The sequence below is a fragment of the Nocardiopsis mangrovi genome (genome assembly GCF_042653925.1).
Taxonomy (GTDB): Bacteria; Actinomycetota; Actinomycetes; order Streptosporangiales; family Streptosporangiaceae; genus Nocardiopsis_B; species Nocardiopsis_B mangrovi.
Genome location: NZ_JBHSFQ010000010.1, coordinates 19,386 through 45,216 on the forward strand (window position 1 = coordinate 19,386; position 25,831 = coordinate 45,216).

At 72.7% G+C, this 25,831-nt stretch carries 27 protein-coding genes; 18 read left to right on the plus strand and 9 right to left on the minus strand.

Going from position 1 to position 25,831, the window contains the following annotated elements; all coding sequences use genetic code 11:
* Positions 1-47: 47 nt before the first annotated feature.
* Both ACFO4E_RS12445 and ACFO4E_RS12450 read left to right on the plus strand, forming a co-directional pair.
* The gene (locus ACFO4E_RS12445) at positions 48-665 is read left to right on the plus strand and encodes a DUF47 domain-containing protein (protein ID WP_378574064.1); all 618 of its coding nucleotides are present in this window, start codon (positions 48-50) and stop codon (positions 663-665) included.
* A gap of 27 nt (positions 666-692) precedes the next feature.
* A complete protein-coding gene (locus tag ACFO4E_RS12450) occupies positions 693-1,694 on the plus strand; it encodes an inorganic phosphate transporter (protein WP_378574066.1) in 1,002 nt (333 codons plus the stop codon).
* A gap of 105 nt (positions 1,695-1,799) precedes the next feature.
* Here ACFO4E_RS12450 and pstB read toward each other — a convergent pair whose 3' ends face one another.
* The 7 genes from pstB to ACFO4E_RS12485 form a co-directional block, all read right to left on the minus strand.
* Positions 1,800-2,579 (minus strand): phosphate ABC transporter ATP-binding protein PstB, encoded by a 780-nt coding sequence (pstB, locus tag ACFO4E_RS12455; RefSeq protein WP_378574067.1) that lies wholly within the window; start codon positions 2,577-2,579, stop codon positions 1,800-1,802.
* A gap of 53 nt (positions 2,580-2,632) precedes the next feature.
* Positions 2,633-3,742: a phosphate ABC transporter permease PstA gene (gene pstA / locus ACFO4E_RS12460; protein WP_378574068.1), complete on the minus strand. Its 1,110-nt coding sequence runs from the start codon at positions 3,740-3,742 to the stop codon at positions 2,633-2,635.
* Positions 3,743-4,705: a phosphate ABC transporter permease subunit PstC gene (pstC, locus tag ACFO4E_RS12465; RefSeq protein WP_378574069.1), complete on the minus strand. Its 963-nt coding sequence runs from the start codon at positions 4,703-4,705 to the stop codon at positions 3,743-3,745.
* 265 nt (positions 4,706-4,970) lie between these two features.
* On the minus strand, positions 4,971-6,083 hold the full coding sequence (locus ACFO4E_RS12470) for a phosphate ABC transporter substrate-binding protein PstS (protein ID WP_378574311.1): 1,113 nt from the start codon (positions 6,081-6,083) through the stop codon (positions 4,971-4,973).
* Positions 6,084-6,326: 243 nt separating this feature from the next.
* The gene (gene mshD, locus ACFO4E_RS12475; protein WP_378574070.1) at positions 6,327-7,313 is read right to left on the minus strand and encodes a mycothiol synthase; all 987 of its coding nucleotides are present in this window, start codon (positions 7,311-7,313) and stop codon (positions 6,327-6,329) included.
* 52 nt (positions 7,314-7,365) lie between these two features.
* Positions 7,366-8,376 (minus strand): hypothetical protein, encoded by a 1,011-nt coding sequence (locus tag ACFO4E_RS12480; RefSeq protein WP_378574071.1) that lies wholly within the window; start codon positions 8,374-8,376, stop codon positions 7,366-7,368.
* 200 nt (positions 8,377-8,576) lie between these two features.
* Entirely contained in the window at positions 8,577-9,344 is a 768-nt protein-coding gene (locus tag ACFO4E_RS12485; RefSeq protein WP_378574072.1) for a winged helix-turn-helix transcriptional regulator, read from the minus strand.
* A gap of 108 nt (positions 9,345-9,452) precedes the next feature.
* Between ACFO4E_RS12485 and ACFO4E_RS12490 the strand changes: the two genes are divergently transcribed.
* The 10 genes from ACFO4E_RS12490 to ACFO4E_RS12535 all read left to right on the plus strand — a co-directional run bounded on the left by ACFO4E_RS12490 (position 9,453) and on the right by ACFO4E_RS12535 (position 18,232).
* Entirely contained in the window at positions 9,453-9,713 is a 261-nt protein-coding gene (locus ACFO4E_RS12490; protein ID WP_378574073.1) for a MoaD/ThiS family protein, read from the plus strand.
* 210 nt (positions 9,714-9,923) lie between these two features.
* A complete protein-coding gene (locus ACFO4E_RS12495) occupies positions 9,924-10,148 on the plus strand; it encodes a glutaredoxin family protein (protein WP_378574313.1) in 225 nt (74 codons plus the stop codon).
* A gap of 419 nt (positions 10,149-10,567) precedes the next feature.
* A complete protein-coding gene (locus ACFO4E_RS12500; RefSeq protein WP_378574074.1) occupies positions 10,568-11,266 on the plus strand; it encodes a redox-sensing transcriptional repressor Rex in 699 nt (232 codons plus the stop codon).
* A gap of 106 nt (positions 11,267-11,372) precedes the next feature.
* The gene (locus tag ACFO4E_RS12505; protein ID WP_378574075.1) at positions 11,373-12,887 is read left to right on the plus strand and encodes a glutamyl-tRNA reductase; all 1,515 of its coding nucleotides are present in this window, start codon (positions 11,373-11,375) and stop codon (positions 12,885-12,887) included.
* Complete coding sequence (gene hemC, locus ACFO4E_RS12510; protein WP_378574076.1) at positions 12,884-13,858, plus strand: hydroxymethylbilane synthase; 975 nt, start codon at positions 12,884-12,886, stop codon at positions 13,856-13,858. Before ACFO4E_RS12505 ends, hemC begins: the two co-directional genes overlap by 4 nt.
* 105 nt (positions 13,859-13,963) lie before the next feature.
* Complete coding sequence (locus ACFO4E_RS12515; RefSeq protein ID WP_378574077.1) at positions 13,964-15,649, plus strand: bifunctional uroporphyrinogen-III C-methyltransferase/uroporphyrinogen-III synthase; 1,686 nt, start codon at positions 13,964-13,966, stop codon at positions 15,647-15,649.
* Between the two features lie 106 nt (positions 15,650-15,755).
* Positions 15,756-16,739: a porphobilinogen synthase gene (hemB, locus tag ACFO4E_RS12520; RefSeq protein WP_378574078.1), complete on the plus strand. Its 984-nt coding sequence runs from the start codon at positions 15,756-15,758 to the stop codon at positions 16,737-16,739.
* A gap of 79 nt (positions 16,740-16,818) precedes the next feature.
* Positions 16,819-17,490: a bifunctional DNA primase/polymerase gene (locus tag ACFO4E_RS12525; RefSeq protein ID WP_378574079.1), complete on the plus strand. Its 672-nt coding sequence runs from the start codon at positions 16,819-16,821 to the stop codon at positions 17,488-17,490.
* A 125-nt stretch (positions 17,491-17,615) separates the two neighbouring features.
* Positions 17,616-17,972, plus strand: coding sequence for a hypothetical protein (locus tag ACFO4E_RS12530; protein WP_378574080.1), 357 nt, complete (start codon positions 17,616-17,618; stop codon positions 17,970-17,972).
* Positions 17,969-18,232 (plus strand): hypothetical protein, encoded by a 264-nt coding sequence (locus tag ACFO4E_RS12535; RefSeq protein WP_378574082.1) that lies wholly within the window; start codon positions 17,969-17,971, stop codon positions 18,230-18,232. The genes ACFO4E_RS12530 and ACFO4E_RS12535 overlap by 4 nt, the downstream gene beginning before the upstream one ends.
* Positions 18,233-18,245: 13 nt before the next feature.
* On the opposite strand, the gene rraA is transcribed toward ACFO4E_RS12535, so the two are convergent.
* Positions 18,246-18,737, minus strand: a complete 492-nt coding sequence (rraA, locus tag ACFO4E_RS12540; RefSeq protein WP_378574083.1) for a ribonuclease E activity regulator RraA — start codon at positions 18,735-18,737, stop codon at positions 18,246-18,248.
* 320 nt (positions 18,738-19,057) lie between these two features.
* On the opposite strand from rraA, the gene hemL reads away from it, so the two are divergent.
* The 4 genes from hemL (at position 19,058) to ACFO4E_RS12560 (ending at position 22,552) form a co-directional block, all read left to right on the plus strand.
* Entirely contained in the window at positions 19,058-20,359 is a 1,302-nt protein-coding gene (gene hemL / locus ACFO4E_RS12545; protein WP_378574085.1) for a glutamate-1-semialdehyde 2,1-aminomutase, read from the plus strand.
* Between the two features lie 112 nt (positions 20,360-20,471).
* A complete protein-coding gene (locus ACFO4E_RS12550; RefSeq protein ID WP_378574087.1) occupies positions 20,472-21,107 on the plus strand; it encodes a histidine phosphatase family protein in 636 nt (211 codons plus the stop codon).
* Between the two features lie 230 nt (positions 21,108-21,337).
* Positions 21,338-21,436 carry a 30S ribosomal protein bS22 gene (locus ACFO4E_RS12555; RefSeq protein WP_017621272.1) on the plus strand — a complete coding sequence of 33 codons (99 nt, stop codon included), beginning with the start codon at positions 21,338-21,340 and terminating at the stop codon, positions 21,434-21,436.
* Between the two features lie 102 nt (positions 21,437-21,538).
* A complete protein-coding gene (locus ACFO4E_RS12560; protein ID WP_378574089.1) occupies positions 21,539-22,552 on the plus strand; it encodes an NAD-dependent epimerase/dehydratase family protein in 1,014 nt (337 codons plus the stop codon).
* Between the two features lie 84 nt (positions 22,553-22,636).
* Here ACFO4E_RS12560 and ACFO4E_RS12565 read toward each other — a convergent pair whose 3' ends face one another.
* The gene (locus ACFO4E_RS12565; protein WP_378574315.1) at positions 22,637-23,362 is read right to left on the minus strand and encodes an HAD family hydrolase; all 726 of its coding nucleotides are present in this window, start codon (positions 23,360-23,362) and stop codon (positions 22,637-22,639) included.
* Positions 23,363-23,754: 392 nt separating this feature from the next.
* Here ACFO4E_RS12565 and ACFO4E_RS12570 point away from each other — a divergent pair, with 392 nt between their 5' ends.
* Entirely contained in the window at positions 23,755-24,936 is a 1,182-nt protein-coding gene (locus ACFO4E_RS12570; protein WP_378574091.1) for a putative quinol monooxygenase, read from the plus strand.
* A gap of 202 nt (positions 24,937-25,138) precedes the next feature.
* Positions 25,139-25,831 (plus strand): LmeA family phospholipid-binding protein, encoded by a 693-nt coding sequence (locus tag ACFO4E_RS12575; protein ID WP_378574093.1) that lies wholly within the window; start codon positions 25,139-25,141, stop codon positions 25,829-25,831.

Consider the following 25,831-nt stretch of genomic DNA (forward strand, 5'->3'; position numbering starts at 1 on the left):
GCCCATAACATCCTCACGGACGATCAAACGCACTTCGGGAGATAGATGTGCGCCTGCGCCTGACCCCGCGTGATGACACCTACTACGAGATGTTCGCCGACTCCGCGAACAATCTGGTCATCGCCGCACGCCTGCTGGTCGAACTCATCAGCGACGGCGCCGACCGTGATGCCATCACCGAGAAGATGCGCGCCTGCGAGCACGCCGGTGACGAGCGGACCCACGCCATCATGCGGCGCCTCAACGAGAGCTTCATCACCCCCTTCGACCGCGAGGACATCTACCGCCTCGCCTCCTGCCTCGACGACGTCATGGACTCCATGGAGGCCGCGGTCGACCTCATCGGCCTCTACGGGCTGGAGCGGCTGCCCAAGGGCATCATCGACCAGGTGGAGGTCCTGGAGCGCGCCGCCGAGCTGACCGCGCAGGCGATGCCGCGGCTGCGCTCGATGAAGGACCTCACCCGCTACTGGATCGAGATCAACCAGCTGGAGAACCAGGCCGACCAGATCTACCGGCGACTGCTCGCCCACCTGTTCAGCGGCGAGTACGACGCCCTGACCGTGCTCAAGCTCAAGGACGTCATCGAGGAGCTGGAGACCGCCGCCGACGCTTTCGAGCACGTCGCGAACACGGTCGAGAGCATCGCGGTGAAGGAATCCTGACCCCGCCCACGGAGCCCGACCCACACCGTGTCCCCTGAGACCGCCATCCTGTGCGCCGTCGTGCTGGCGGCGCTGGTGTTCGCGTACACCAACGGCTTCCACGACGCGGCGAACTCGCTGGCGACCGCCGTCTCCACCCGCGCCCTCACGCCCCGCGCCGCCGTGACCATGGCCGCCGTCATGAACCTGATCGGCGCCTTCCTGGGCGAAGGCGTGGCCCGCACCATCGGGCGCGACATCATCGCCCCGCCGCACGGCGCCGACGGCCTGGCGGTGCTGCTGGCGGCCCTCATCGGCGCCATCGCCTGGAACGTCGCCACCTGGTACAAGGGCATGCCGTCCTCGTCGTCCCACGCCCTGGTCGGCGGCATGATCGGCGCCGCCCTTGCGTCGGCGACCACCGTCGAGTGGACGGGGGTCGCGATCAACTTCGCGCTGCCGATGGTCGTGTCGCCGCTGATCGGCGGCGTGGTCGGCTACCTGGTGATGCTCGCGATCCTGTGGGGCTGCCGCAACACCAGCCCGCGGCGCGTGGGCCGCAAGTTCCGCCTCGCCCAGAGCGTGTCCGCCGCGGCCATGGCCCTGGGCAACGGGCTCCAGGACGCCCAGAAGACCATGGGCGTGCTGGTGCTGGCCCTGGTCACCACCGGCTACCAGAGCACCTACGACCTGCCCCCGTGGGTGGTGGTGTCCGCGGCGGTGGCGATGTCGCTGGGCACCCTGACGGGCGGCGGGCGGATCATGCGCACCCTGGGCCGGCGGATGATCCAGCTCGACGCCCCCCGGGGGTTCGCCGCCGAGAGCACCGTCGCCGTGGTCTCCTACGCGACCTCGTTCATCTGGCAGGTGCCGATCTCCAGCACCCACACCATCACCTCGGCGATCGTCGGCGCCGGCGCCACCCGCCGCCTGTCGGCCGTGCGCTGGGGCGTCGCCGGCGACATCGTGGGCGTCTGGCTCATGACCCTGCCCGGGGCCGCGGCCATCGCGGCCGCCGCCTACGGAGCGCTGGTCCTGCTGACGGGCTGACCCGTCCCGGCGTCCGATCCCCGGGCCACGTCCCTGAACGCCCCCTGAAGCGCGACGGCGCGCGCCCCGGACCCGGGGCGCGCGCCGTCGCGGCGCGGAGGACCATCACCCGAAGCGGCCGGTGATGTAGTTCTCCGTCTCCTTCTTCTCGGGCTTGGTGAAGATCTTGTTGGTCTCGCCCATCTCGATCAGCCGGCCGGGCTTGCCGGTGCCGGCGAGGTTGAAGAACGCCGTCTGGTCGCTCACCCGCGCCGCCTGCTGCATGTTGTGGGTGACGATGACGATCGTGAAGCTCTCCTTGAGCTTCGAGATCAGGTCCTCGATCGCCAGCGTGGAGATCGGGTCCAGCGCCGAGCAGGGCTCGTCCATCAGCAGGACGGCCGGCTCCACGGCGATGGCGCGGGCGATGCACAGGCGCTGCTGCTGCCCGCCCGACAGGCCGGCGCCCGGCTTGTTCAGCCGGTCCTTGACCTCTTCCCACAGGTTGGCGCCGCGCAGCGACCGCTCCACGAGCTCGTCGGCCGCCTTCTTGGTCATGCGCTGGTTGTTCAGCTTGGCGCCGGCGATCACGTTGTCGTAGATCGACATGGTGGGGAACGGGTTAGGGCGCTGGAAGACCATCCCGATCTCCCGGCGGACCGCGACCGGGTCAACGTCGGGGCCGTAGATGTCCATGTCGTCGAGGAGCACCTTGCCCTGCACGCGGGCGCCGGGCGTCACCTCGTGCATGCGGTTGAGGGTGCGCAGGAAGGTCGACTTGCCGCAGCCCGAGGAGCCGATGAACGCGGTCACCGACCGGGGCTCGATGGTCATCGAGACGTCCTCGACGGCCATGAAGTCGCCGTAGTACACGTGCAGTCCGGAGACATCGATGCGTTTGGCCACTGGAATGTCCTAGGAGAGTCGGAGAGGAGCGGGTGGGCGGGCGGGGCGGGCGCTCATCGGCCCGCCCTCGGGGCGAAGAACCGCGAGACCAGCCGGGCGGTGAGGAACAGCAGCATCACCACGAGGATCAGGGTGAGGGCCGCGGCCCACGCGCGCTCCTCGGCGAAGACGCCGGCGTCGCCCGAGGAGCCCATGGCCCGGACCTGCTGGTAGATGAACACCGGAAGGCTCATCATTTGTCCCTCGAAGAGGTTGCCGTTGATCCGGGTCGAGGCGATGCCCGCGGTGAGGATCAGCGGGGCGGTCTCGCCGATGACGCGCGCCAGGGCCAGCATGATCCCGGTCGTGATCCCGGCGATCGCGGTCGGCAGCACCACCTTCACGATGGTCAGCCACTTGGGTACGCCCAGGGCGTAGGACGCCTCGCGCAGTTCGTCGGGGACCAGCCGGAGCATCTCCTCGCTGGAGCGGACGACGACCGGGATCATCAGCACCGACAGGGCGATCGCGCCCGCCGCGCCGTTGGTGTTGCCGGGCCCGAAGATCATCATCCACAGCGCCACGACGAACAGGCCCGCGACGATCGAGGGGATGCCGGTCATGACGTCCACGAAGAACGTGATCGCCTGCTTGAGCCGGCCCTTGCCGTACTCCACCAGGTAGATCGCCGTCATCAGGCCGATCGGCACCGAGATCAGCGCCGCGAACCCGGTGATCGCCAGCGTTCCCACGATCGCGTGGTAGACGCCCCCGGCGTCCATGCTGGGGATCACACCGTTCATCGACACGGTGAGGAAGTAGCCGTCGAACCGGCGCAGCCCGTTGACCAGGACCGTCCACAGCAGCGACACCAGCGGCACCATGGCCACGGCGAAGCAGCAGTAGACGATCCCGGTGACCAGGCGGTCGACGGCCTTGCGGCGGTTCTCGACGATCGTCGACGCGATGCCGATCCCGGCCAGGTACACCAGCGCCGTCAGCACGGCGAGCGCGGCCGGGTGGAAGGCGTTCACGGCGTACAGCAGGCCGCCCACGACGGCGGCGGAGACCGTGAGCAGCGCCGCGGGGAAGAACCGCGGCAGCGAGCCGGTGAGCAGCCGGGCGGCGTCCGGGCGCGGGGCGCCGGAGGGGCCCGCCGGCGGTGTGGTGGTCGTGGTGGTCATCTAGGAGAACTCCTTGCGCCGCGCGACGATGAAGCGCGCACCCATGTTGACGGCCAGGGTGATCGCGAAGAGCACCAGCCCGGCGGCGATCAGCGCGGACACGCCGTAGCCGGTGGCCTCGGGGTATTGCAGCGCGATGTGCGCCGCGATGGTCTGGTTGCCGCTCTGGAGCAGGAACGGGGAGATGACCAGGGCGGGGGACAGGATCATCGCGACCGCCATGGTCTCGCCCAGCGCGCGGCCGAGGCCGAGCATCGCGCCGCCGATGACGCCGGGGCGCCCGAACGGCAGTACCGCCATGCGGATCATCTCCCAGCGGGTGGCGCCCAGGGCGAGGGCCGCTTCGCGGTGGGCCTGCGGGACCTGGTGGAACACGTCGCGCGACATGGCGGTGATGATCGGCAGGATCATCACGGCCAGGACGATGCCGGCGCTGAGCATGGTCCGCCCGGTCGCCGACACCGGGCCGGCGAACAGCGGGATCCACCCGAGGTAGGTCTCCAGCAGCCCGTAGAACGGCCGGAGCTGGCCGACCAGGTAGACGACGCCCCAGAGGCCGTAGACGACGCTGGGGATGGCCGCCAGCAGGTCCACGATGTAGCCCAGCAGCGAGGCCACGCGGCGGGGCGCGTAGTAGACGATGAACAGCGCGATGCCGATGGCGACCGGGGTCGCCAGGACCAGCGCGATCGTGGCGGCCAGCACCGTGCCGAAGGCCAGCGCGGCGACGCCGAACGCGGGCGTCTCACGGGTGCTGGCGTTCCATTCGGTGGTGGTGAAGAAGTTCGCCGTGTTCGCGCGCAGCGAGTCCACCGACTGGATGATGAGGAACGCTGCGACGCCCGCCAGGATCACCAGGATCAGCACGCCCGCACCTCGGGCGCTGTTGGTGAAGACGACGTCGCCCATCCGACGCTTGCCCTTGGGGATGCGGGCCGTCGCGGACGAGTCCGTGGTGGTCATGTTTAGCGACTCCGGTCGAAATCGGTCAAGATCAGGGTCTGCCCGCGGGAGGCGGCGCCGACCGCGCCGGCGGCAAGGGGTGCCGCCCGCCCGACCTGCGTGCCTGACGCGCGGTGACGGCGCCCCGTACATTCTGAAGCCTGCCCGGGGACGGCGCCGCCATGCCGGGCGGGGCCGGGGGAGTGGACCCCCGAAACGCCGCTAAGGGCGGGGCCTGCACCCATTGGTGCGGACCCCACCCGAGCGGAGATCGGTAGCCGGTCGATCAGGCGCCGGCCGAGATCTGGTCGATGGTGGCCTGGATCGCGTCCCGCGTCTCCTGGGAGAGCGGGGCGGAGCCGGCCTCGTCGGCGGCGGCCTGCTGGCCGCTCTCGCTGTTCACGTAGCTCAGGAAGCTGCGAGCCAGATCGGCGTCGGCCTGCTCGGCGTACTCCAGGCAGGCGACCTCGTAGGAGACCAGGACGATCGGGTAGACGCCGGCCTCTTCGGTGGTGTAGTCGAGCTCGATCGCGTGGTCGTTCTCGGTGTTGGCCTCGCGGGCCGGAGAGGCGTCCACGATCGCGGCGGCGGCCTCGGGGCTGTACTCGACGAACTCGTCGCCCACGCCCACGGCCGCGGTGCCCAGCTCACCCACGTGAGAGGCGTCCACGTAGCCGATGGTGCCCTCGCCGCCCTCGATGGCGCTCACGACACCGGAGGAGCCCTGGGCCGCTTCGACGGGGTCGATCGGCCAGTCGCCGCTGACCTCGTGCGGCCAGGCGTCGGCCGCGGCGGCGGCCAGGTAGGCCGCGAAGTTCTCGGTGGTGCCGGACTCGTCGGAGCGGTTCACCGGGACGATGTCGCTGTCGGGCAGCTCGACATCGGGGTTGTCCGCGGCGATCGCCTCGTCGTTCCACGTGGTGATCTCCTGGTTGAAGATCCCCGCGATCACCTCGGGCGAGAGGTTGAGGGAGTCGATGCCCTCCAGGTTGAACGCCACCGCGATCGGGGCGACGTAACCCGGGAGGTTCACGACCTCGGACCCGGCGCAGCGCTCGGTCGCCTCGGCGGTCTCCTCCTCGTCCAGCGCGGCGTCGGAACCGGCGAAGGCCACCGCGCCGTCGATGAACTGGGAACGCCCGGAACCGGAGCCCACGGAGTCGTATTCGAGAACGGCGCCCTCGCAGGCGCCCTCCCACGCGGCCTTCCAGGCCGCCATGGCGTTCTCCTGGGAGCTGGCGCCGGCGCCGGAAAGGGTGCCGCCGCCCTCGGCACACTCGACGTCGGCGGCTGCCGGCCCGTCGGCGGGGTCGACCGCCTGGTCACTGCCGCAGGCCGAGAGCGCAAGAGTGCCGGCGAGCGCCACCCCTGCGAACGTGCCGTACTTGGAGAGCTTCACAGCCCCGTTGTCCTTCCTCTGGACTTCGTCACCTTTGGGCGAGTCCATCCGATGACCTCGCCGAATGTGACGGTAGGTAGATGAAGTGACCAGCTCTCCCGATAAGGATGAACGCAAGGTGAACGACGGTGAGGGTACGGCGGAAGGGAAGGCGGCCCTCTGATGGATGTGAGGTGAACCACGTGAAAGTCACGCCGACACGCCGTGTGCCACCTGGCTCCGTGACCCGCGATGTGCGATCTGTTACGCGCTGTGCGCGAATCCGCTGGTCGTGTGGGGTGTCGCGGACGATGTCGCGTACATCACGTCGGTGGCGAACACCCGGAACCCCAGCGACTCGTAGAGCCGCACCGCGGCGCGGTTCTCCGCGTCGGTGTAGAGCAGCACCCACGGTAGCCCGCGGTCGCGCAGATACCGCAGGCCGGTGGCGGTGAGGGCCCTCCCCAGCCCGGTCCCCTGCCAGGCCGGGTCCACCCCGACCACGTAGACCTCGCCGACCGGGACGTCGGCCAGCCCGGCTCCGTCGGCGTGCACCTTGGTCCAGTGGAACCCCGCCAGCGCGCCCGTGGCGGTGTCCTCGGCCAGGAAGAACCCCTCGGGGTCGAACCACTCCTCGGCCTCGCGCTCCAAGAGGTCGGCGCGGGTCAGCGTGCCCTGCTCGGGGTGGTCGGCGAAGGCCGCGCCGTTGACCCGCAGCCAGGCGTCCTCGTCGGCGCCGGGGACGAACGCGCGCACCCGCACCCGGTCGCGCACCTCGGGGCGCAGCTCCGGCTCCGGGAGCGGGGCGGGCGCGTCGCCGTCGAGCCGGAGCCGCATCTTGAACAGTCCGCGCACCTGTTCCCAGCCGGCCGAACGGGCCAGCGCCACGGCGCCGTCCAGGCGCCCGTGCGCCCACACCCGCAGCCCCGCGCGGGAGGCGTCGGCGGCCAGCGAGTCGAGCAGCGCCGCGCCGTGGCCGCGCCGGCGCCGGCCGGGCGCCACGACCAGCTCGCCGGAGTCGGGCTCGCCGGCGGCGCGCTGGGCGAAGGCGAACCCCGCGGGCCGGGCGCCGGGTTCGTCGTACAGCAGGTGGAAGCGGGCCGAGCCGTCGGCGGCGCCGTGCCGCACGCGCAGCAGCGTCTGCTCCGACAGCGGAGCGACGCCGTCGTGCCGCTGCGCCTCCTCGGCCAGCGCGGCCACCCCGTCCGCCTCGTGCTCGTCCAGCCGTTCGGTGATACGCACGTTGTCCATGGGACGACCCTAGTTCCCGAGGTGGCGGCGGGTCCGCCCGGCGCGGGATCGGTCAGCTCCTGCGGCGGCGGCCCTTGTACGCGCCGCCGATGCGCACCCGGCGGGTGGGCGACAGCGGGGCGGTGAGCAGCAGCAGGAGGAGCAGGAACAGCAGCAGCACAGCCGGGGTGACCGCGGACGAGGCGGCCGGTTCGCTCGCCGCCGCCGCGGAGGTGTCGCCGTCGCCGCCGTCGCCGGGCTCCACGGTGGGCAGGTCGGCGAGGTCGCCGTCGCCGAGGCCGGGGCCGCCCGGGTCGATCGGCGGCAGCTCCGGGGCGTCCGTGGGCAGCTCCGGGCGGTCGCGGTCGTCGGCGTCGCGGTCGGCGGGGCCGCTGGTGGTCACCGGGCTGTGCGGGGGAGCGGGCCGGCTCGCCGTGGCAGTGGAGGAGGGCCGGTCGTCCTCGGGTGGGGACGTCGGGGCGGAGGAAGTCGGAGAAGACGGGGGGTCGGAGGGCTCTTCCTCCTCGGGGGGCGTAGTCGACGGTGGCGGCGATGACGGAGGCGGCGAGGTGGGGTCGGGAGACGGCGCGGTCGGCTCGACGGTCACCCGCACCGGTGCGGTCTGCACCGTGACGGCGTCGTCCTTGACGGCGGCGCAGTCGGTGCCCTCCGGCGCCGGGGCGTAGTCGACGGTGGCGGTGACGTCGACGGTCTCCTCGGGCTCCCCTGTGACCGCGGCGGACGCCGGAGAGGAGTCGGTGGCTTGATCGTCGGAGACGAAGTCGTGCACCTCGAACCCGTTGTCGACACCGGGCGTGAAGAGGCAGAACCGCCCGCCGTCCGCGGGCTCGCCGTTCACCGCCAGCGTGAGGGTGGCGGTCTCCTCGGCCTTGATGTCGGTCTCGTGGCCGATGAGGGTCACGGTCGGTGCGGTGTCATCGGGGGCGGGCGCCGCCCATGCGGGGGCGCCGAACGCGACGAGGGTCGAGCCGATGAACAGGGTGCCGAGGGGGATCGCGGCGATGCGGTGCAAGGGCAGGCGCGGGCGGGCAGCGCCGGAGGACTCCGTGCCGCTCTGCTGCATGGGTGTGGCCTCCTCGGTCGGTCACTCTCCATGGCCGCGCGGCGGATGACCGGTGGATCGGGCGGTCACCTCGCCGACAGTGCGCCATCCTAATCGGTGCGTTCCGATATTCCGAGACCCATTCGGGCCCCGGGGCCGATCCCGGCCGCCCGCGGGCGGCCGACGGGGCCGGGCCCGCGGAACGGGGCCCGGCCCGGATATCAGTTGACGACCGGTGCCGGGTGCGGCACCGCGGACGCCTCGTGCTCTCCCTCGGCGGCGGTGTCGCCGGCCTTGGCCACCGGGTCCGGAACGAACCGGTAGCCGACGTTGCGCACCGTGCCGATCAGCGACTCGTGCTCGCTGCCGAGCTTGGCGCGCAGCCGCCGCACGTGGACGTCGATCGTGCGGGTGCCGCCGAAGTAGTCGTACCCCCACACCTCCTGGAGCAGCTGGGCCCGGGTGAACACTCTGCCCGGGTGCTGCGCCAGGAACTTGAGCAGCTCGAACTCCTTGAAGGTGAGGTCGAGGATCCTGCCGCGCAGCCGCGCGATATAGGTGGCCTCGTCGATGACGAGGTCGCCCCGGCGGATCTCGTCGGGGTCGTCGGCAGCGGCGTCGGCCTGTCCGATGGCCAGCCGCAGCCGCGCCTCGACCTCAGCGGGACCCGCCGAGGTCAGCAGGAAGTCGTCGACCTGCCAATCCGGTGTGAGAGCGGCCACCCCGCCCTCGGTCAGGATCGCGATCAAAGGGCAGTCGAGCCCGGTGGTGTCGAGTAGGCGGCAGAAGTTGCGTACCGCGGCCAGATCGGTGCGCGCGTCGACCAGAATGGCGTCCACGGGCGCTGTCGCGGTGCGGTCGCCGCCCGAAGCGAGCAGCGCACCGGCCTCCGCGGGCGCGACCCGCACCGAGTGCAGAAGCAGTCCGAGGGCGGGCAGCACGTGGTCCGACGGTTCGTTGGAGTTCGTCAGTAGCAGCAGATGGCTCATGCGTTTCTTCCCGTCACCCCGCATGTCGCGGTCGAACGAAGGCGCCATTGCCCCCGGTGGAGAATATTTCGAGTACGTGCCTCCGACGTGTCCAAGGATAAACAATCGATGGCGAACGGAACCATCAGGTACTGGGCGGCGGCCAAGGAAGCCGCCGGTACCGGCGAAGAACAGGTCGAGGGAAGCACCCTCGCTGACGTGCTGGAATCCGTGCTGGCTCGGCGATCCGGCGATGACCGGCTCGCGCGGGTGCTGGCCCGGTCGTCGTTTCTGATCGATGACCGGCCGGTCGGGACACGCCCGCATTCGGGCGTGGAATTCACCGACGGGTGCACCGTCGAAGTACTCCCGCCGTTCGCCGGCGGGTGAGAGCCGGGAGGACCCGGCGGCGCTCGGTGAGCGGCGGCGGGGCGGAGCAGGGCGAGTGCGCGGAGAACGGAGGCGGGCATGTGGCTGAACCGGCGCAACGCGGTGTGGGCGCCGCGACGCGCGGCGGCAGGCGGTGCGCGGGCGGAACGGGCGGAGGCGGACGGCGTGGACGGTGAGGGGCGCGCCGGGCGGCACGGGACCAGGATCACGATGCTCGGCAAGCCGGGCTGCCACCTGTGCGACGACGCGCTCGCGGTGATCGAGCGCGTGGCCGCCGACCTGGGGGTCGGCCATGAGGTGCGCGACATCACGCAGGCGTCCGCCGAGGAGCGCGACGAGTACTGGGACAAGATCCCGGTGACGTTCGTCGACGGCGAGCGGCACGACTTCTGGCGGGTCAGCGAGGAGCGGCTGCGCGCGGCCCTAGGGGCGTAGATCCCCGACGCCGGAACAGGCGCGGTCCCATCGCCGGCACCGGCCCCGCGGACCCCACCGGGCACGCGCGGCACGGCCCCGCGGTCACCGTGGCCCCCCGCCATCGGCCCCGGGGCGAGGGGCCCGCGCCGCGCGTGCCCGGTGTCCGCCCGCCCCCTGAGGGCGGCGGAGAACCGCTGCCCGCCGGCGCCGCCGGAGGCCGGCCGGGGGGCGCGAGCGCGCCCGAGGAGCCGCCGCGCGGCGGGTTCCCCCTTCGGCCACCCCACTTTGTGCGTGCTTTCACAAGGGCGTAACCTAAGGTCCGAATCCCTCCCGGCCGGGGTCTTGACAGGTGGGAAGCGAGCCCTTAGGGAGCATCGGACCCGAGTCGGCCCGGACGACGACCACGCACCGCCGATCCCGCCCAGGAGCGTACGCCTGTGATCCCCCGTACACCACGGCCCCGCGAGAGGGGAATCCCGGAGGCGACGGTCGCCCGGCTCCCGGTGTATCTGCGCGCGCTCCAGGCACTCAACGAGCGGGGCACGCCCACGGTGTCGTCGGAGGACCTCGCCTCGGTCGCCGGCGTCAACTCCGCCAAACTGCGCAAGGACCTCTCGCACCTCGGCTCGTACGGAACCCGCGGGGTCGGCTACGACGTCGACTACCTGATCTACCAGATCTCCCGTGAACTTGGTCTCACCCAGGACTGGTCGGTGGCCATCGTCGGAATCGGCAACCTGGGCCGCGCGCTGGCCAACTACGGGGGCTTCGGCACCCGCGGATTCCGCATCGCGGCCCTGCTGGACGCCGACGCGTCGGTCGTCGGCGACAAGGTGGCGGGGCTGTCGGTGGGGCATATCGACAGCCTGGAGGCGGTTGTCGGCGACGAGGCGGTGTCGATCGGCGTCATCGCCACGCCGGCGGCCGCCGCGCAGGGGGTGTGCGACCGCTTCGTCGAGGCGGGCGTCACCAGTGTGCTGAATTTCGCGCCGGTGGTGCTCAATGTGCCACCGGGCGTCGATGTGCGTAAGGTCGATTTGTCGATCGAACTCCAGATTCTCGCGTTCCACGAGCAGCGGAAGTCCGATGGGCACGCCGGCCCCGAGTTGGCCGGGCGGGCGGAGGACCCGGCATGACCCGCCGCCGGAGCCCCGCCGGCCGGGTGCGCCGCAGGTGCGCGGTCCCGGCGGTAGCAGCGCAAGAGGTACGGAACCCCGCGATTCCGCCCGCATTGGAGTGCAGATGAGTGTCCTCGCCGTCGGTCTGAGCCACCGCAGCTCGCCCGTGGCGCTTCTGGAGAGGGTCGCCCTCGACGGGCGGACCCGCCTGGAGGTCATGTCCGAGATGGCGCAGGCGCCGTCGGTCAACGAGGTGCTGATGGTCTCCACGTGCAACCGCACCGAGATCTACGCCGACGTCGACAAGTTCCACCCCGCTGTGGCCGCGATCACCGAGCTGCTCTCCTGGCGCACCGGCGTCGCCCTCAGCGAGCTGTCGCAGCACGCGTACGTGCACTACGAGGAGCGCGCGGTCCAGCACCTGTTCTCCGTCACCTGCGGACTCGACTCCATGGTCGTCGGCGAGGGCCAGATCCTCGGCCAGGTGCGCAACGCCCTCAAGGACGCCCAGGCCGGCGGTTCGCTCGGCCGGGTCCTCAACGACCTGGGGCAGCGCGCCCTGCGCGTGGGCAAGCGCGCCCACACCGAGACCCACCTCGACCACGCCGGCGCCGACATGGTGGGCCTGGGCCTGGCGGTCGCCGGCACCCGGCTGGAGCGCGCCCGCGCGGACAACGGGCCGCGCGCGGCCGCCGCCCCCGGCGCCGCCGCGGCACCCGCCGACTGCCCGGTCACCGGCGGCACGGCCGGCCCGGCGGCCGACGTGGCCGCCGCCGTGCCCGAGCCGCAGTCCCTGACCGGCCTGCGCGTCCTGGTCCTCGGCGCCGGTTCGATGAGCGCGCTGGCCGCCAACACCGTCGCGCGCCAGGGCGCCGGATCGGTCATCGTCGCCAACCGCACCTTCGACCGCGCCGCCCGCCTGGCCGAGTGCCTGACCGAGGCCTACGAGCCCATCCGCAGCCGGGCCATCCCCGTCGACGACGCCCCGGTCGTGCTGCCGGAGGTCGACCTGGTCATCTCGTGCACCGGGGCGCAGGGGCTCGTCCTCACCCGCGACCAGGTCCTCGGCGCCGTGGGCGCCGACCGCCGCCGCCCGCTGGTCTTCCTCGACCTCGCGCTGCCCCGCGACATCGACCCGGCCGTGCGGGAGCTGCCCGGCGTGCACCTGGTCGACATCGAGGACCTGCGGCAGGCCGCCGCGGAGGGCGCCGACGACACGCCGGGACGCGCCGGGGCCATCTCCGTCGTGCGCGGGATCGTCGACGAAGAGGTCGCCGAATACGGCGCGGTGCGCCGCGCCGAGCAGGTCGCGCCGACCGTCGTGGCGCTGCGCAGCAAGGCCCGCACGGTGGTCGACACCGAGTTGCAGCGGCTGAACGGCCGGCTGCCCGACCTCGACGACAAGACCCGCGGCGAGGTCACCCACGCCATGCGGCGCGTCGTCGACAAGCTGCTGCACCAGCCCACCGTCCGGGTGAAGGAGCTGGCCGCCCGTCCCGACGGCGGCTCCTACGAAGCCGCCCTGCGCGAGCTCTTCGACCTCGACCCGGCCTCCCCCGAGGCCGTCACCCGCGCCGAAACCGTCCAGCCGCCGGCGCCGCTCGACCGTACGGGCGGCCTCCAGGAGAACCGCCCATGACCACCGACGCACCGGCGCGGCTCGGTACCCGCCGCAGCACCATGGCCACCACCCAGTCGCGGATGGTGGCCGACCTCATCACCGCCCGCACCGGGGTGCCGATCGAGCTGGAGCTGATCACCAGCTTCGGCGACGTGACCAAGGCGCACCTCACCCAGCTCGGCGGCACCGGCGTGTTCGTCACCGCGCTGCGCGACGAGCTCACCGCGGGGACCGTCGACTTCGCGGTGCACTCGCTGAAGGACCTGCCCACGGCCCCGGCCGACGGCCTCGTCCTCGCCGCCATCCCCGAGCGCGACGACCCGCGCGACGCCCTGTGCGCCCGCGACGGCCTGAAGTTCGCCGACCTGCCCGCGGGAGCGACCGTGGGCACCGGGTCGCCGCGCCGGGTCGCCCAGCTGGCCGCGCTGCGCCCCGACCTCTCCTTCGTTCCCATCCGCGGCAACGCCGAGACCCGGCTGGGCAAGGTGACCTCCGGCGAACTCGACGCCGTGGTGCTCGCCTACGCCGGACTGGTCCGGGTGGGCCGGATCGACGACGTCACCGATGTGTTCGAGCCCGAGCAGGTGCTGCCCGCCCCCGGCCAGGGGGCGCTGGCGGTCGAGTGCCGCGGCGAGCGCGCGGCGGCCGACCTCGGCTACCTGTCCGAGGTCGACCACGCCGCCACCCGCGTGGCGGTCACCGCCGAGCGGACCGTCCTGGCCGAGCTGGAGGCCGGCTGCGCCGCCCCCGTGGGGGCCCACGCCCAGCCGACGGCCGACGGCCGGCTGATGCTGCGCGCCGCCGTGGTCGCCACCGACGGCACCGCCGCGGTGCGCCGGGCGCGCGCGGTCGCCATCGACCCGGACGGGCCCGGCGCCACCGCCGCAGCGGAGGAGCTGGGCCGGGAGCTGGCACGCGAGATGATCGCCGCGGGCGCCGGCCGGATCGTGGCCGCGGCCGCCGCGGAGGCGCGGGGCACGCGGCCGTGAGCCGGACCGCCGCGGGCGCGGCGGCCGGGCGGGGGGAGCGGCGTCCCGCCATGATCGGACAGGGACGGGGACGCCGGAGCAGAGGAACCAAGGAGCGAGCGCACAGTGAATCCGCAGAGTGAGACCCAGGAGTCCGGGCCGGCGGCGCAGGCCGCGCCCGCGGCCGGGCACGTCGGCCTGGTCGGGGCCGGGCCCGGCGCCCCGGAACTGCTGACCCTGCGTGGCGCCGCCCTGCTGGAGCGGGCCGACGTCGTCGTCCTCGTCCGCGAGCCCGGCCCCGAACTCGCCCGGTACCGCCGGGAGCTGCTCGCCCATTGCCGCGACGACGTCCAGGTGGTCGAGCCCGCCGAATGCGGCGGCGAGATCGACGCGTTCGCCATCGGCCACGCCCGCGAGGGGCGCCGCGTGGTGCGGCTCTACAGCGGAGATCCGCTGTTCGGCTGTCGCGGCGCGGATCTGGCCGCGGCCTGCCTGCGCGCGGGGGTGGAGTTCGAGATCGTGCCGGGGCTGTCCTCCGTGACCGCGGTCCCGGCCTTCGCCGGCATCCCGCTGATGCCCAAGGGCACCGGCGAGGTGCGCGTGGTCGACGGCCACCAGCCCGACCTCGACTGGGGCCGCCTGGCCGACGGCGACGCGACGCTGGTCGTGCTCTTCCCCGACATCGACGCGGACGACGACGGCGCCCGGCCGGGCCTGGGCTACGACCGCCTGTGCAAGTCGCTCATCGCCGCCGGCCGGCCGGGTACGACCCCGGTCGCCGTCACCCGCATGGGCAGCACCACCGACCAGAGCACCGTGCTGTCCTCCCTGTCGCGGCTCACCGCCGACCTGAAGGCGGCCGACGCCAAGGGCAACAACATCGTCGCGCCCGCCATGTTCGTCATGGGGCCGGGCGTCGGCGGGCAGAAGGACCTGTCGTGGTTCGAGGGGCGCCCGCTGTTCGGCTGGCGCGTCCTGGTCCCGCGCACCAAGGAGCAGGCGGCCCACCTGTCCGAGCAGCTGCGCGGCTACGGGGCGGTCCCCGAGGAGGTCCCCACCATCTCGGTGGAGCCGCCCCGCACCCCGCAGCAGATGGAGCGCGCGGTGCGCGGCCTGGTCACGGGGCGCTACCAGTGGGTGGCGTTCACCTCGGTGAACGCGGTCAAGGCCATCCGCGAGCGGTTCGAGGAGTACGGCCTGGACGCCCGCGCGTTCGCGGGGGTGAAGGTCGCCGCCGTGGGCGAGCAGACCGCCGCCTCCCTGCGCGAGTTCGGCATCCAGCCCGACCTCCTGCCGCCGGCCGACCGCCAGTCGGGCACGGGGCTGGTCGAGGTGTGGCCGCCCTACGACGCCGAGCTGGACCCGATCGAGCGGGTGCTGCTGCCGCGCGCCGACATCGCCACCGAGGCGCTCGCGGCGGGGCTCGCCGACCTCGGCTGGGAGGTCGACGACGTCACCGCCTACCGCACCGTGCGCGCCGCGCCGCCGCCCGCGCCCATCCGCGAGGCGATCAAGGGCGGCGGGTTCGACGCGGTGCTGTTCACGTCCTCCTCCACCGTGCGCAACCTCGTGGGGATCGCGGGCAAGCCGCACAACACCACGGTGATCGCCGTGATCGGCCCCGAGACCGCCAAGACGGCGGCGGAATTCGGCCTGCGCGTCGATGTGGTCGCCCCCAAAACCTCGGTTTCCGCCCTCGCGGAGGCGCTTTCGGAGTACGGTGCGGCTCAGCGGGCCGAGGCCGTCGCGGCCGGGAAGCCCGTTCTCAAGCCCAGCCAGAAGCGGCGCGGCAGGCGGCGCAAGACCGTCTGACCGCCCGCGCCACCGGCCCTGTTCGACCATTCATCCGTCCCGCGTCCGGCCGCCCCGCCGCACGGCGGCCCGGACGCTCCGCAGACCCAGGGGGTCCGACCCACTCATGAGTGCCCGTTTTCCCGTGGTACGTCCCCGCCGGCTGCGCCGCACGCCGGCGCTGCGCCGGCTGGTCGCCGAGACCCGGGTGCGCCCTGAGGACCTCATCCTGCCGATGTTCGTCAAGGAGGGCATCGGCGAACCGAACCCGGTGAGCTCGATGCCGGGCGTCGTCCAGCACACCCGCGACAGCCTGCGCGCGGCGGCGAAGGAGGCCGCCGAGGCCGGGGTCGGCGGGCTGATGCTGTTCGGTATCCCCGAGTTCAAGGACGAGCGCGGATCGGCCGCCGACGACCCGGGCGGCATCGTGCAGCAGGCGCTGCGCGACCTGACCACGGACCTCGGCGACGACATCGTGCTCATGGCCGACCTGTGCCTGGACGAGTACACCTCCCACGGGCACTGCGGGCTGCTCACCCCCACCGGCGAGGTCGACAACGACGCCACCCTGGAGCGCTACGCCGCGATCGCCGTGGCGCAGGCCGCCGCGGGCGTGCAGGTCGTGGGGCCCAGCGGCATGATGGACGGCCAGGTCGGGGCGATCCGCGCCGCGCTGGACCGGGCCGGCTACACCGATGTCGCGATCCTCGCCTACGCCGTCAAGTACGCCTCGGCGTTCTACGGCCCGTTCCGCGAGGCGGCCGAGGGCGCGCCCCGGTTCGGCGACCGTACGGGCTACCAGCAGGACCCCGCCAACGTTCGGGAGTCCCTGCGCGAGGTCGAGCTGGACATCGCCGAGGGCGCCGACATGGTGATGGTGAAACCGGGCCTGGCCTACCTGGACGTCGTGGCCAAGGTCGCCGAGCAGGTCCGGGTGCCGGTATCGGCCTACCAGGTCAGCGGCGAGTACGCGATGGTCGAGGCCGCCGCCGAGCGCGGCTGGGTCGACCGCGAGCGCGCCATCCTGGAGACGCTCACCGCGTTCCGGCGGGCCGGGGCGGGCCAGATCCTGACCTATTGGGCCACGGAAGCGGCGCGCATGCTCCGCTGACGGGAAGAACCGCTTCCCGGCCGGATCGGGTCCTGGGAGCGTGACGGGACACGGGATCCGAGACGGGAACGGAGCATCGATGGCAGAGGTGGTCTACCGGCGGCGGCGCCGGCAGCCGGTGGTCAGCATGGTGGCGGCCGCCCTGGAGTACGCGGCCATGGGCTGGCCGGTGTGCCGCGGCGCGGCGCCCGCCACGGGCGGCGGGCGCGCGTGCGGCTGCGACCGCATGGGCTGTCCCGACCCCGGCGCGCATCCGATGTCGGCGGCGTGGGGCCTGGAGGCCACCACCGATCCCGGCACCATCCGGCGCTGGTGGGCGGCCACCCCCGACGCCAACGTGATCCTGCCGACGGGCCGGGTCTTCGACGTCTTCGACGTCCCGGCCGGAGCCGGGGTCATGGCGCTGGCCCGCATGGGCCGCGCCGGGGTGCACGCCGGCCCGGTCGCCGCGGTCGACGCCCAGCGCTACCTGTTCTATGTGGCCACCCGTTCACCGGCCGACGAGGACGAGTGGTGGTCCTGCCACCTCGACTGCGTCCCCGAGACCATCACCGACACCCCGGGCCTGCGCTGGCACTGCCGCGACAGCTACGTCCTGGCCCCGCCGTCCCCCCTCCCGTCGGGCAACAGCGTCGCCTGGATCCGCGCCCCCCACCCCGGCGAACCCCACGCCGACCTCCCCGACCCCATCCCCGTCCTCGACATCCTCTCCGACGCCTGCGAGGAGTTCACGCCCCAGCCGAACGGGTGAGACCGGCGCCGAATTATCCCGGACCTCGTGCCCATCCGGGGCTCCACCGCATAACCTGGGACCTCAGACCATGTAGCGCAGCACACGCGGATCGGCCTTCGCGTCGATCGTCCAGGAGCAGGGTGATGACCGAGCAGCACTTCCCGTCCGACGCACCGTTGATCTCCATGCCGGCCCTCACGCCCGCGGCGCTGCGCACGGCCATCGCCCAGATCGCCCCGGCCCGGCTGCCGTCGTTCGGCGAGCATCTCGACCAAGCGGTGGAACAGGCGGCCGCCCAGAGCACCACGGCTCCCCTTCGCGCGTTCCTCCAGTACTGGGGGGAGGTCGTCGCGATCCAGCGTCGCCCGGACCGCGCGGCGCGTCTGCGTGAGCTCGAGGCCGCGGCCGACGCCGCGTCCGACCGGGAGACCCTCGACCCCGTGATCGCGGAGATCCAGCAGATTCTGGAATGGGCGCAGCGCGAGGTCGTCGCCGCGTGAGTGACGCGTGGGCGTGGCACTACAACCCCGATGCCCTGTATGTCACGAAGGGGCTGCCCGCCGAGGTGGTCGCCGAAGTCGAACGGCTCGCCGAACAGCTCACCATCCTCGGCCCTGACGCGGCCGCCGCCGGACGCGGGCCCGCGCACGGGGGCGGCCTGCGGACGTTGAACATCTTCGGAGGCCGGGGTTTTTTCATGTATTTGGCCCCGGAGGGCCTGAACGTGATCTCCATAGTCCGGATCGTGTGGGTGCACTAGCCACAGCGCCGGGCTACGGCAGCGGCAGCTGCTCGTCGCTGATGAGGATGCCGTCGTCGTCGCTGTAGAGCCAGGCTTCCGGGCTGAAGACCGCGTTGCCGAAGGCGACGGTGGTGTCGAGGACGCCCGCTCCGGTCTTCGCGGACTTGCGGGGGTTGGAGCCGAGGGCCTTGATGCCGATGTCGATCGAGGCCAGCTCGGCGACGTCGCGGACCGCTCCGTGGATGATCACCCCGGCCCAGCCGTTCTCGGTGGCGGCGCGGGCGATCATGTCCCCCATCAGGGCGGTGCGCAGCGAACCGCCGCCGTCGACGACCAGCACCCAGCCCTCTCCGGGCTGGTTGAGCTGCTCGCGCACCAGGGCGTTGTCCTCGTGGCACCGGATCGTCGCGATCGGCCCGTGGAACGCCCGGCGCGCGCCGAACTGGCGGAACTGCGTCTCGCAGCTGGCGAGCGCGTCTCCGTGCGCGTCGATCAGGTCGGCGGTGGCGTAGACCTCGGTCATCGTGCTCCTCAGCGGATCGTGCGGGCGGTGGCCCCCAACCTACGAGATCCCCGGCATCCGGCGCGGTCCGGGCGGGTCACCGGAGAGCGCGTTCTCTGGTCGCGCTCGCCTCCTCGCTCGGCTTCAACGGCCCCGCGTGGGGCCTTCGGCCGGGGGCGGCGCCGCCTCCGCTCGCTCGTCGGCTCGCCGTCGGTGTTGCCTGGTCGCGCTCGCCTCCTCGCTCGGCTTCAACGGCGCCGCGTGGGGCCTTCGGCCGGGGGCGGCGCCGCCTCCGCTCGCTCGTCGGCTCGCCGCTCCGCGGGCGGTGCCACACTGGATGGGTGAGTACACAGAAGACCTCCGTTGAGCTGTTCGAACGCGCGAGCGCCGTCGTCCCCGGCGGGGTGAACTCCCCCGTTCGCGCCTTCGGCGCCGTCGGCGGGACCCCGCCCTTCATGGTGGCGGGCGAGGGCCCGTACCTGACCGACGCCGACGGCCGGACCTATGTCGACCTCATCTGCTCCTGGGGGCCGCTGATCCTGGGCCACGCGCACCCCGCCGTGGTCGGCGCACTGCGCGAGGCGGCCGGCCGCGGCACCTCCTACGGCGCCCCGACCCCGGGCGAGGTCGAACTCGCCGAGGAGATCGTGGCGCGCACTGCGGCCGAGAAGGTCCGCCTGGTCAACTCCGGGACCGAGGCCACCATGTCGGCCATCCGGCTCGCGCGCGGCGCCACCGGGCGCAGCAAGGTGGTCAAGTTCGCCGGGAACTACCACGGCCACGTCGACGCCCTCCTGGCCGCCGCGGGCTCCGGCGTGGCGACCTTCGCCCTGCCCGACACCCCGGGCGTCACGGGTGCCAGTGCGGCCGACACGATCGTGCTGCCCTACAACGACATCGAGGCCGTGGAGCGCGCGTTCGCGGAGTCGGGCGGCGACATCGCCTGCGTCATCGCCGAGGCGTGCCCGGCGAACATGGGCGTCGTCCCGCCCCGCGACGGCTTCAACGCCCGCCTCAGGGAGATCACCGCCGCCCACGGCGCGCTGCTGGTGCTCGACGAGGTCCTCACCGGCTTCCGGGTCGGCCCCTCCGGCTGGTACGGCCTGGAGGGCGTCGCGCCCGACCTCACGACCTTCGGCAAGGTCATGGGCGGCGGGCTGCCCGCCGCGGCCTTCGGCGGCCGTGCCGACCTCATGGACCAGCTCGCCCCCGAGGGCCCGGTGTACCAGGCGGGCACGCTTTCGGGGAACCCGCTGGCCACCGCGGCGGGACTGGCCACGCTGCGCAACGCCACCCCCGAGGTCTACGCCCACGTCGACCGCGTGGCCGCCCGGGTGTCCGCCGAGGTCGGCGCCGCCCTCAGCGCCGCCGGGGTGCCCCACCGCATCCAGCACGGCGGCAACCTGTTCACCGTGTTCTTCACCGACGCCGACGTCACCGACTTCGACGGCGCGCGCGCCCAGGACACCGGCGCCTTCGCCGCGTTCTTCCACGCCATGCTGGACCAGGGCGTCTACCTGCCGCCGGCGGCGTTCGAGGCGTGGTTCTTCTCGGCCGCCCACGACGACACCGCCGTTGACCGCGTGGTGTCGGCCCTGCCCAGAGCGGCACGCGCCGCGGCCGAGGCGGGCGGAGATCGGTAGGTTGGATCCGACGCCGCCCGCCGGCGCCCCTCGTGCCGAGCCCCCGCAGGTGGGGGCGGGTGCGGGGCCGCGCCATCGCACGACCACCACTGACAAGGAACGGCCGCCCGACATGACCACGACCACCGTCGTCCACCTGCTCAGGCACGGCGAAGTGCACAACCCCGAGGGCATCCTCTACGGGCGGCTGCCGGAGTTCCACCTGAGCGAGAACGGCGTCCGCATGGCCGAACGCGCCGCCGCCTGGTTCGCCGGGCGCGACATCGCCGCCCTGTACTCCTCGCCGCTGGAGCGCGCCAAGGAGACCGCGGCGCCGGTGGCCGATGAGTTCGGGCTGGCCATCCGGCTCGACGACCGCCTGATCGAGGCGGCCAACGGCTTCCAGGGCAGGGCGCTGTCGAGCCGGTCCCTGACCGACGTCCAGGTGATGCGGCGGCTGTACAACCCGTTCCTGCCGTCGTGGGGCGAGCCCTACACCGAGATCGTCGAGCGCATGGTCGACGTCGTCAAGCTCGTCCGCAAGGAGGCGTGGGGGCGCGAGGCCGTCTGCGTCAGCCACCAGCTGCCGATCTGGATGGCCCGCCGGGCGGCGGAGCGCAAGCGGCTCTGGCACCGGCCCGACCGCCGCCAGTGCAACCTGGCCAGCGTCACATCGCTGACCTTTGAGGAGCACCGGCTCGTCGGCGTCGCCTACAGCGAGCCGGCCGCGGGGCTGTACAAGCCGGGGCGCACGGTTCCCGGCGCCTGAGGCCGCGTACCCTCCGGCGGGCGCCCGGCGCCCGCCGGCGCCGCCGCGGTGCCTGGACATCTTGGCGGAGAGGGTAGGCTGGTGCGTCGGGTGCGGCGTTGGTCTATGGCGCGCCACGCGCGCCATGTCCCTCTGGGCGACGCGCCGCCGCATTCTTACCGATGGCACCCCGTGCCGTTCGCACGGGTACTACCGTCGTGTCTCTTTTGTCGTTTGCGAGAGGTGATCCCATGGGTTCCGTCATCAAGAAGCGCCGCAAGCGCATGGCGAAGAAGAAGCACCGCAAGCTGCTCAAGAGGACTCGCATCGCGCGTCGCAACAAGAAGTAGGCTGGTTCGTCGCTCCGCGGACGCCCCCGCTGCGCGGCCGAGGCCGACGCGGAGACACCCCCCTTCATCGCGAACCCCCGTCCTTCGTGGAGGCGTGTCGTCATGGGCCGTGTCGTGCTGGTCACCGGTGCCTCCCGCTACCTGGGTGCCCAGGTGGCGGAGGCGCTTGCGCGCGAGCCCGGGGTCGACCGGGTGATCGGTGTCGACCCCGCCCCGCCCCGCCACCCGCTGGGCCGGGCGGAGTTCGCGCTCACGGGACTGCACGACGACGGCGTGAGCCGGGTGGTGCGGGAATCCGGGGCCGACACCGTCCTGCACCTGGGCCTCACAGCGGCCCTCGGGGGCGCCCGCGGCCGGGCGGCGATGCGGGAGAACAACGTCCTGGGGGCCATGCAGCTGCTCTCGGCCTGCCAGCGGTCCCACACCGTCCGCCGGCTGGTCGTGCGCTCCAGCGCGGCCGTCTACGGCTTCTCGCGCCGCGACCCCGGGCCCTCCACCGAGGACCTGGAGGCGCGGCGGCTGCCGCGCTCGGCCTATGCCCAGGACGCGGCGGAGATCGAGCTGCACACCCGCGGGCTGGCCCGGCGCCGGCCCGACATGTCGGTCGCGGTGCTGCGCTTCGCCAACGTCATCGGCCCGGCGACGGAGACCCCGCTGACCCGGTACCTCGGGCTGCGGTTCGTTCCCATGGTGCGCGGCTACGACCCCCGGATGCAGTTCCTCCACGAGGACGACGGCGCCGAGGCCGTCCGCCTCATGGCGCTGGGCGACCGCGACGGCGTCTTCAACGTCGCGGCCCCCGGGTCGCTGCCGCTGTCGCAGTGCCTGCGCCGGGTGCGCGGGCACGGGCTCGCGGTGCCCGAGCGCGGGCTCAAGGTGTTCGGGGGCCTGGCCCGCCGGACCCGGCTCGGCTACTCCCCGGATCAGCTGCGCGTGCTGTGCAACGACCGGGTCCTCGACGCCACCAAGCTCGAACGCGCCCTCGGCTGGACGCCCGCCTACAGCTCCCAGGAGGCGTTCGAGTCGTTCCTGGCCGGCGGAACACCGGGCGGCCCCGTGCGCGGGCGCCGGGACGGCCACCAGGCGCCGCGGATGCACGCGGCCCTGGGGCGCTGACCGCCCGCCTCCCGCGTTTCCCGCCGCACCGCGGTATCCGGCGTCCACATCGGCCTGCTGTGCGCTCTACGGCGCCGGTAGGCGCTAGAAGGGCCTGCGGCGCCGCATCATGCCCACCGCCACGCCGCCCGCCACCGCGCCCGCGACCGCGGCGGGCACCCCCACGCGCAGTGTCGTGCGGTGCCGGCGGAACTCGTGCACCGGCCACCCGTGCTTCTTGGCGTACTCCAGCAGCGAGTCGTCGGGGTTGACGGCGTTGGGGTGGCCCACCACCGAGAGCAGCGGCAGGTCGTTGCTGGAGTCGCTGTAGGCCGTGCAGGTGGACAGGTCGAGCCCTTCGGCGCGGGCCAGGGCCCGGATCGCGGTGGCCTTGGCCGGGCCGTGCAGCAGGTCGCCGACGAGCCGGCCGGTGTAGGTGCCGTCGACGGTCTCGGCGACCGTGCCCAGTGCGCCGTCGAGGCCCAGCCGCCGCTTGATGATGTCGGCGAGCTCGAACGGGGTCGCCGTCACGAGCCACACGCGCTGTCCGGCGTCGAGGTGGCGGCGGATCAGCCGGTGCGCGCCCTCCCAGATGCGGTCGGCCATGGTGTCGTCGTAGATGTCCTCGCACAGCGACACGAGGTCCTTGACGTCGTGCCCGGCCACGAACGCGAGCGCCGCCTCGCGGGCGGCGTTGATGTGCTCGGGGCGCTCCTGCCCGCTGACGCGGAACACCATCTGGCCCCAGGCGAACCGCAGGAGGTCGCGGGTCGTGAAGAGGTCGCGGGCGGCCAGGCCGCGGGCGAAGTGGTAGATCGACGCGCCGCGCATCAGCGTGTTGTCGACATCGAAGAACGCGATCGGCGCCGCGGGCGCGGCGGATACGGCGGGCGCGGGGGCCTGTGCGGGCGTGTCGGTGCCCTCGGCGCGGGCGGCCGGAGGCCCGTCGATCCCGCGCTCGTCGTCGGCAGCGGCGGTGTCGGCATCCCGGGCGAGGGCGGCGCGGCCGTTGTCGTCTCGTCGGAGATGGCGCGGCATGATTCGAGCCTACGGCCCGCCGGTGGTCGCCTATGCGTCCTGGCGGAGGCGGGACGATGACTCGTGAGGTAACTCACAACTCAATCACCGGATTCCGCCCAACGTGCCGGTAAAAGGTCATTTCGGGTGGATGAATCCCGGCCCGAGTTCACGTCAAGTGTCCAACGTGCACCATGATTAGCGGGATGGTCGAGGTAGGACTGGCATTCGTCTGCGCGTTGGTGGCCTGGAGCGCCGCCGCCGCGCTGATCGCGCGTAGTTACCGGAGCCCCCGCCTGCACACGGCGGCCTGGGTGGCCTCCGCGGTGTCCATGGCGATCGCGTTGAGCGCCGCCTTCCCCGGGGCGCTGCTGGACTTCTCCGGCCTGACGTTCCGCGTGTTCCAGATCGGCGTGGGCCTGCTCGGCCCGCTGCTGCTGGCCTGGGGCGTGGTCGAGTACGCGGTGGAGTCGCCGCGCACGCGCTTCGGTGCCCGCCTGGTCGTGACCACGCTGACCATCGTGCCGCTGGTGGTCCTCAGCATGGACCGGCTGCGCGGCCAGTTCGACGGCGGATACCCGCCCATGGCCGACCACTACGACATCATCCCCCGCGGTGCGCTGCTGCTCGTGCACGTCTTCGCGGTCGTGGCGGTGCTGGGCGGCGCGATCGCGTCCTGGCTGTCGCTGCGCGACCGCCCCCGGGCGCTCGGCCACCGGCTCTCGGTGGTCGGCCTGATCGGGCTCGCGATCCTGCTGGAGATCGTGGTCGGCCGCTTCGGCCTGGGGCCGTTCGGCCAAGTGATGCTGCTCGGCGCGGTGGGCAGCCTGTGGGGGGCGTTCACGCGCTCCCAGAACCCGCCCCAGGAGCGATCCGGCAGGCGGCGGGGCGGTCGGCGCCGTTCGGGTGACGGCACCGCCGGCCGCGATGACGATTCCGAGGCGGAGGACGACGTGTGGGGCAGGCGCCGCAAGGCCGACGACTACGACGACTACGACGATGACGGCTACGACTACGACGACGAGCCCGCTGCGCCCGCGCCCCGGGTGGCGTCGCGGCTGCGCGGGATCATCACGATCTATACGCTGGTCGACGGCCGCGGCGACATGTTCGACGACTACGCCGACGACGTCGTCGACCAGGTGTCCCGGCGCGAGCCCGACACCCTGCTCTTCGCCTGCCACACGGTGCCCAGCGCGCCGCAGCAGCGCATCGTCTACGCGATCTACCGCGACGAGTTGGCGCACGAGGAGCACGAGCAGCAGCCGCACGTCGCCGACTTCGTCCGGCGCAGCGCCGGCTGCGTCGTCGCCACGAACGTGATCGAATTGGCGCTTTCGGGCGCCGCGGCGGCCGACAACCTCCCCGGAATGCTGATGCCCCGCTGAGCTGTGCGAACACGCGTTTCCTGAGCGCGCGGTCAGAGTTGGCTGAGAATCCGCCCCGGAGAGCGGAGGAGGGAAACGCGTGAAGTACCCTTCCTTAGACCATTGAGTTCGGCGCCGGTGGGCGCCGTCGTGGTGCGGCCCCCGAACCCCGCGTCGGAGACGGGCCGAGCCCCGGAAACAACGGGAGCGTGCTGGAACCCCGATGCGTAAGTTCCTCGTATTTCTGGTATTTCTGCTGATCATGGTCGCCGTCGCCGACCGCGGCCTGCACTATGCCGCGCAGAGCGAGATCGCCACCCGCGTCGGTCAGCAGTACGAGATGGCTTCGGAGCCCGAAGTCACCATCGGCGGCTTCCCCTTCCTCACCCAGGCCATCGGCGGGGAGTACTCCGAGATCCACATCGTCACCGGAGCGATCACGGTCGACGACATCCAGCTGGAGCGGGTCGACGTCACGGCCCAGGATGTGCGGGCGCCGCTCGGCGACCTGCTGACCGAGCCCAGCGTCGTCGCCGGCAGCGCCGAGGCCAAGGTGATGCTGCCCTACAGCGAGCTCCAGCGGCGGCTCCCCGAGGGCATCGTCATCGAGAACGAGGACGGCAGCCCGCGCATGACCGGCGACTTCGCCGAAGGCGGCTACAGCGTGCCGGTCTCCGCCGAGCTGGAGGTCGCGATCTCCGACGACACGATCACGATGAGCCCCACCGACATCCAGATCGACGAATCGCCGTTCGACATCGCCGCCGTCGCCCAGGAGCGGCTGACGCTCGCCTTCCCCGTCCCGCAGCTGCCGTTCGGGCTCCAGGTGACCGGCATCGAGGCGCTGCCCAACGGGGTGGAGGTCTCGGCCGAGGGCACCGAGGTCCCGCTGGTCGGCGGCGACCCGCAGGCGTAG

Excerpts from the sequence above, each read along its gene's own strand:
- pstA (WP_378574068.1), bottom strand. The coding sequence starts at position 3,742 with ATGACCACCACGACCACCACACCGCCGGCGGGCCCCTCCGGCGCCCCG.
- pstC (WP_378574069.1), bottom strand. The coding sequence starts at position 4,705 with ATGACCACCACGGACTCGTCCGCGACGGCCCGCATCCCCAAGGGCAAG.
- mshD (WP_378574070.1), bottom strand. The coding sequence starts at position 7,313 with ATGGACAACGTGCGTATCACCGAACGGCTGGACGAGCACGAGGCGGAC.
- ACFO4E_RS12480 (WP_378574071.1), bottom strand. The coding sequence starts at position 8,376 with ATGCAGCAGAGCGGCACGGAGTCCTCCGGCGCTGCCCGCCCGCGCCTG.
- ACFO4E_RS12485 (WP_378574072.1), bottom strand. The coding sequence starts at position 9,344 with ATGAGCCATCTGCTGCTACTGACGAACTCCAACGAACCGTCGGACCAC.
- ACFO4E_RS12490 (WP_378574073.1), top strand. The coding sequence starts at position 9,453 with ATGGCGAACGGAACCATCAGGTACTGGGCGGCGGCCAAGGAAGCCGCC.
- ACFO4E_RS12495 (WP_378574313.1), top strand. The coding sequence starts at position 9,924 with ATGCTCGGCAAGCCGGGCTGCCACCTGTGCGACGACGCGCTCGCGGTG.
- ACFO4E_RS12505 (WP_378574075.1), top strand. The coding sequence starts at position 11,373 with ATGAGTGTCCTCGCCGTCGGTCTGAGCCACCGCAGCTCGCCCGTGGCG.
- hemC (WP_378574076.1), top strand. The coding sequence starts at position 12,884 with ATGACCACCGACGCACCGGCGCGGCTCGGTACCCGCCGCAGCACCATG.
- hemB (WP_378574078.1), top strand. The coding sequence starts at position 15,756 with ATGAGTGCCCGTTTTCCCGTGGTACGTCCCCGCCGGCTGCGCCGCACG.
- ACFO4E_RS12525 (WP_378574079.1), top strand. The coding sequence starts at position 16,819 with ATGGCAGAGGTGGTCTACCGGCGGCGGCGCCGGCAGCCGGTGGTCAGC.
- ACFO4E_RS12530 (WP_378574080.1), top strand. The coding sequence starts at position 17,616 with ATGACCGAGCAGCACTTCCCGTCCGACGCACCGTTGATCTCCATGCCG.
- rraA (WP_378574083.1), bottom strand. The coding sequence starts at position 18,737 with ATGACCGAGGTCTACGCCACCGCCGACCTGATCGACGCGCACGGAGAC.
- ACFO4E_RS12550 (WP_378574087.1), top strand. The coding sequence starts at position 20,472 with ATGACCACGACCACCGTCGTCCACCTGCTCAGGCACGGCGAAGTGCAC.
- ACFO4E_RS12555 (WP_017621272.1), top strand. The coding sequence starts at position 21,338 with ATGGGTTCCGTCATCAAGAAGCGCCGCAAGCGCATGGCGAAGAAGAAG.
- ACFO4E_RS12560 (WP_378574089.1), top strand. The coding sequence starts at position 21,539 with ATGGGCCGTGTCGTGCTGGTCACCGGTGCCTCCCGCTACCTGGGTGCC.
- ACFO4E_RS12565 (WP_378574315.1), bottom strand. The coding sequence starts at position 23,362 with ATGCGCGGCGCGTCGATCTACCACTTCGCCCGCGGCCTGGCCGCCCGC.
- ACFO4E_RS12570 (WP_378574091.1), top strand. The coding sequence starts at position 23,755 with ATGGTCGAGGTAGGACTGGCATTCGTCTGCGCGTTGGTGGCCTGGAGC.
- ACFO4E_RS12575 (WP_378574093.1), top strand. The coding sequence starts at position 25,139 with ATGCGTAAGTTCCTCGTATTTCTGGTATTTCTGCTGATCATGGTCGCC.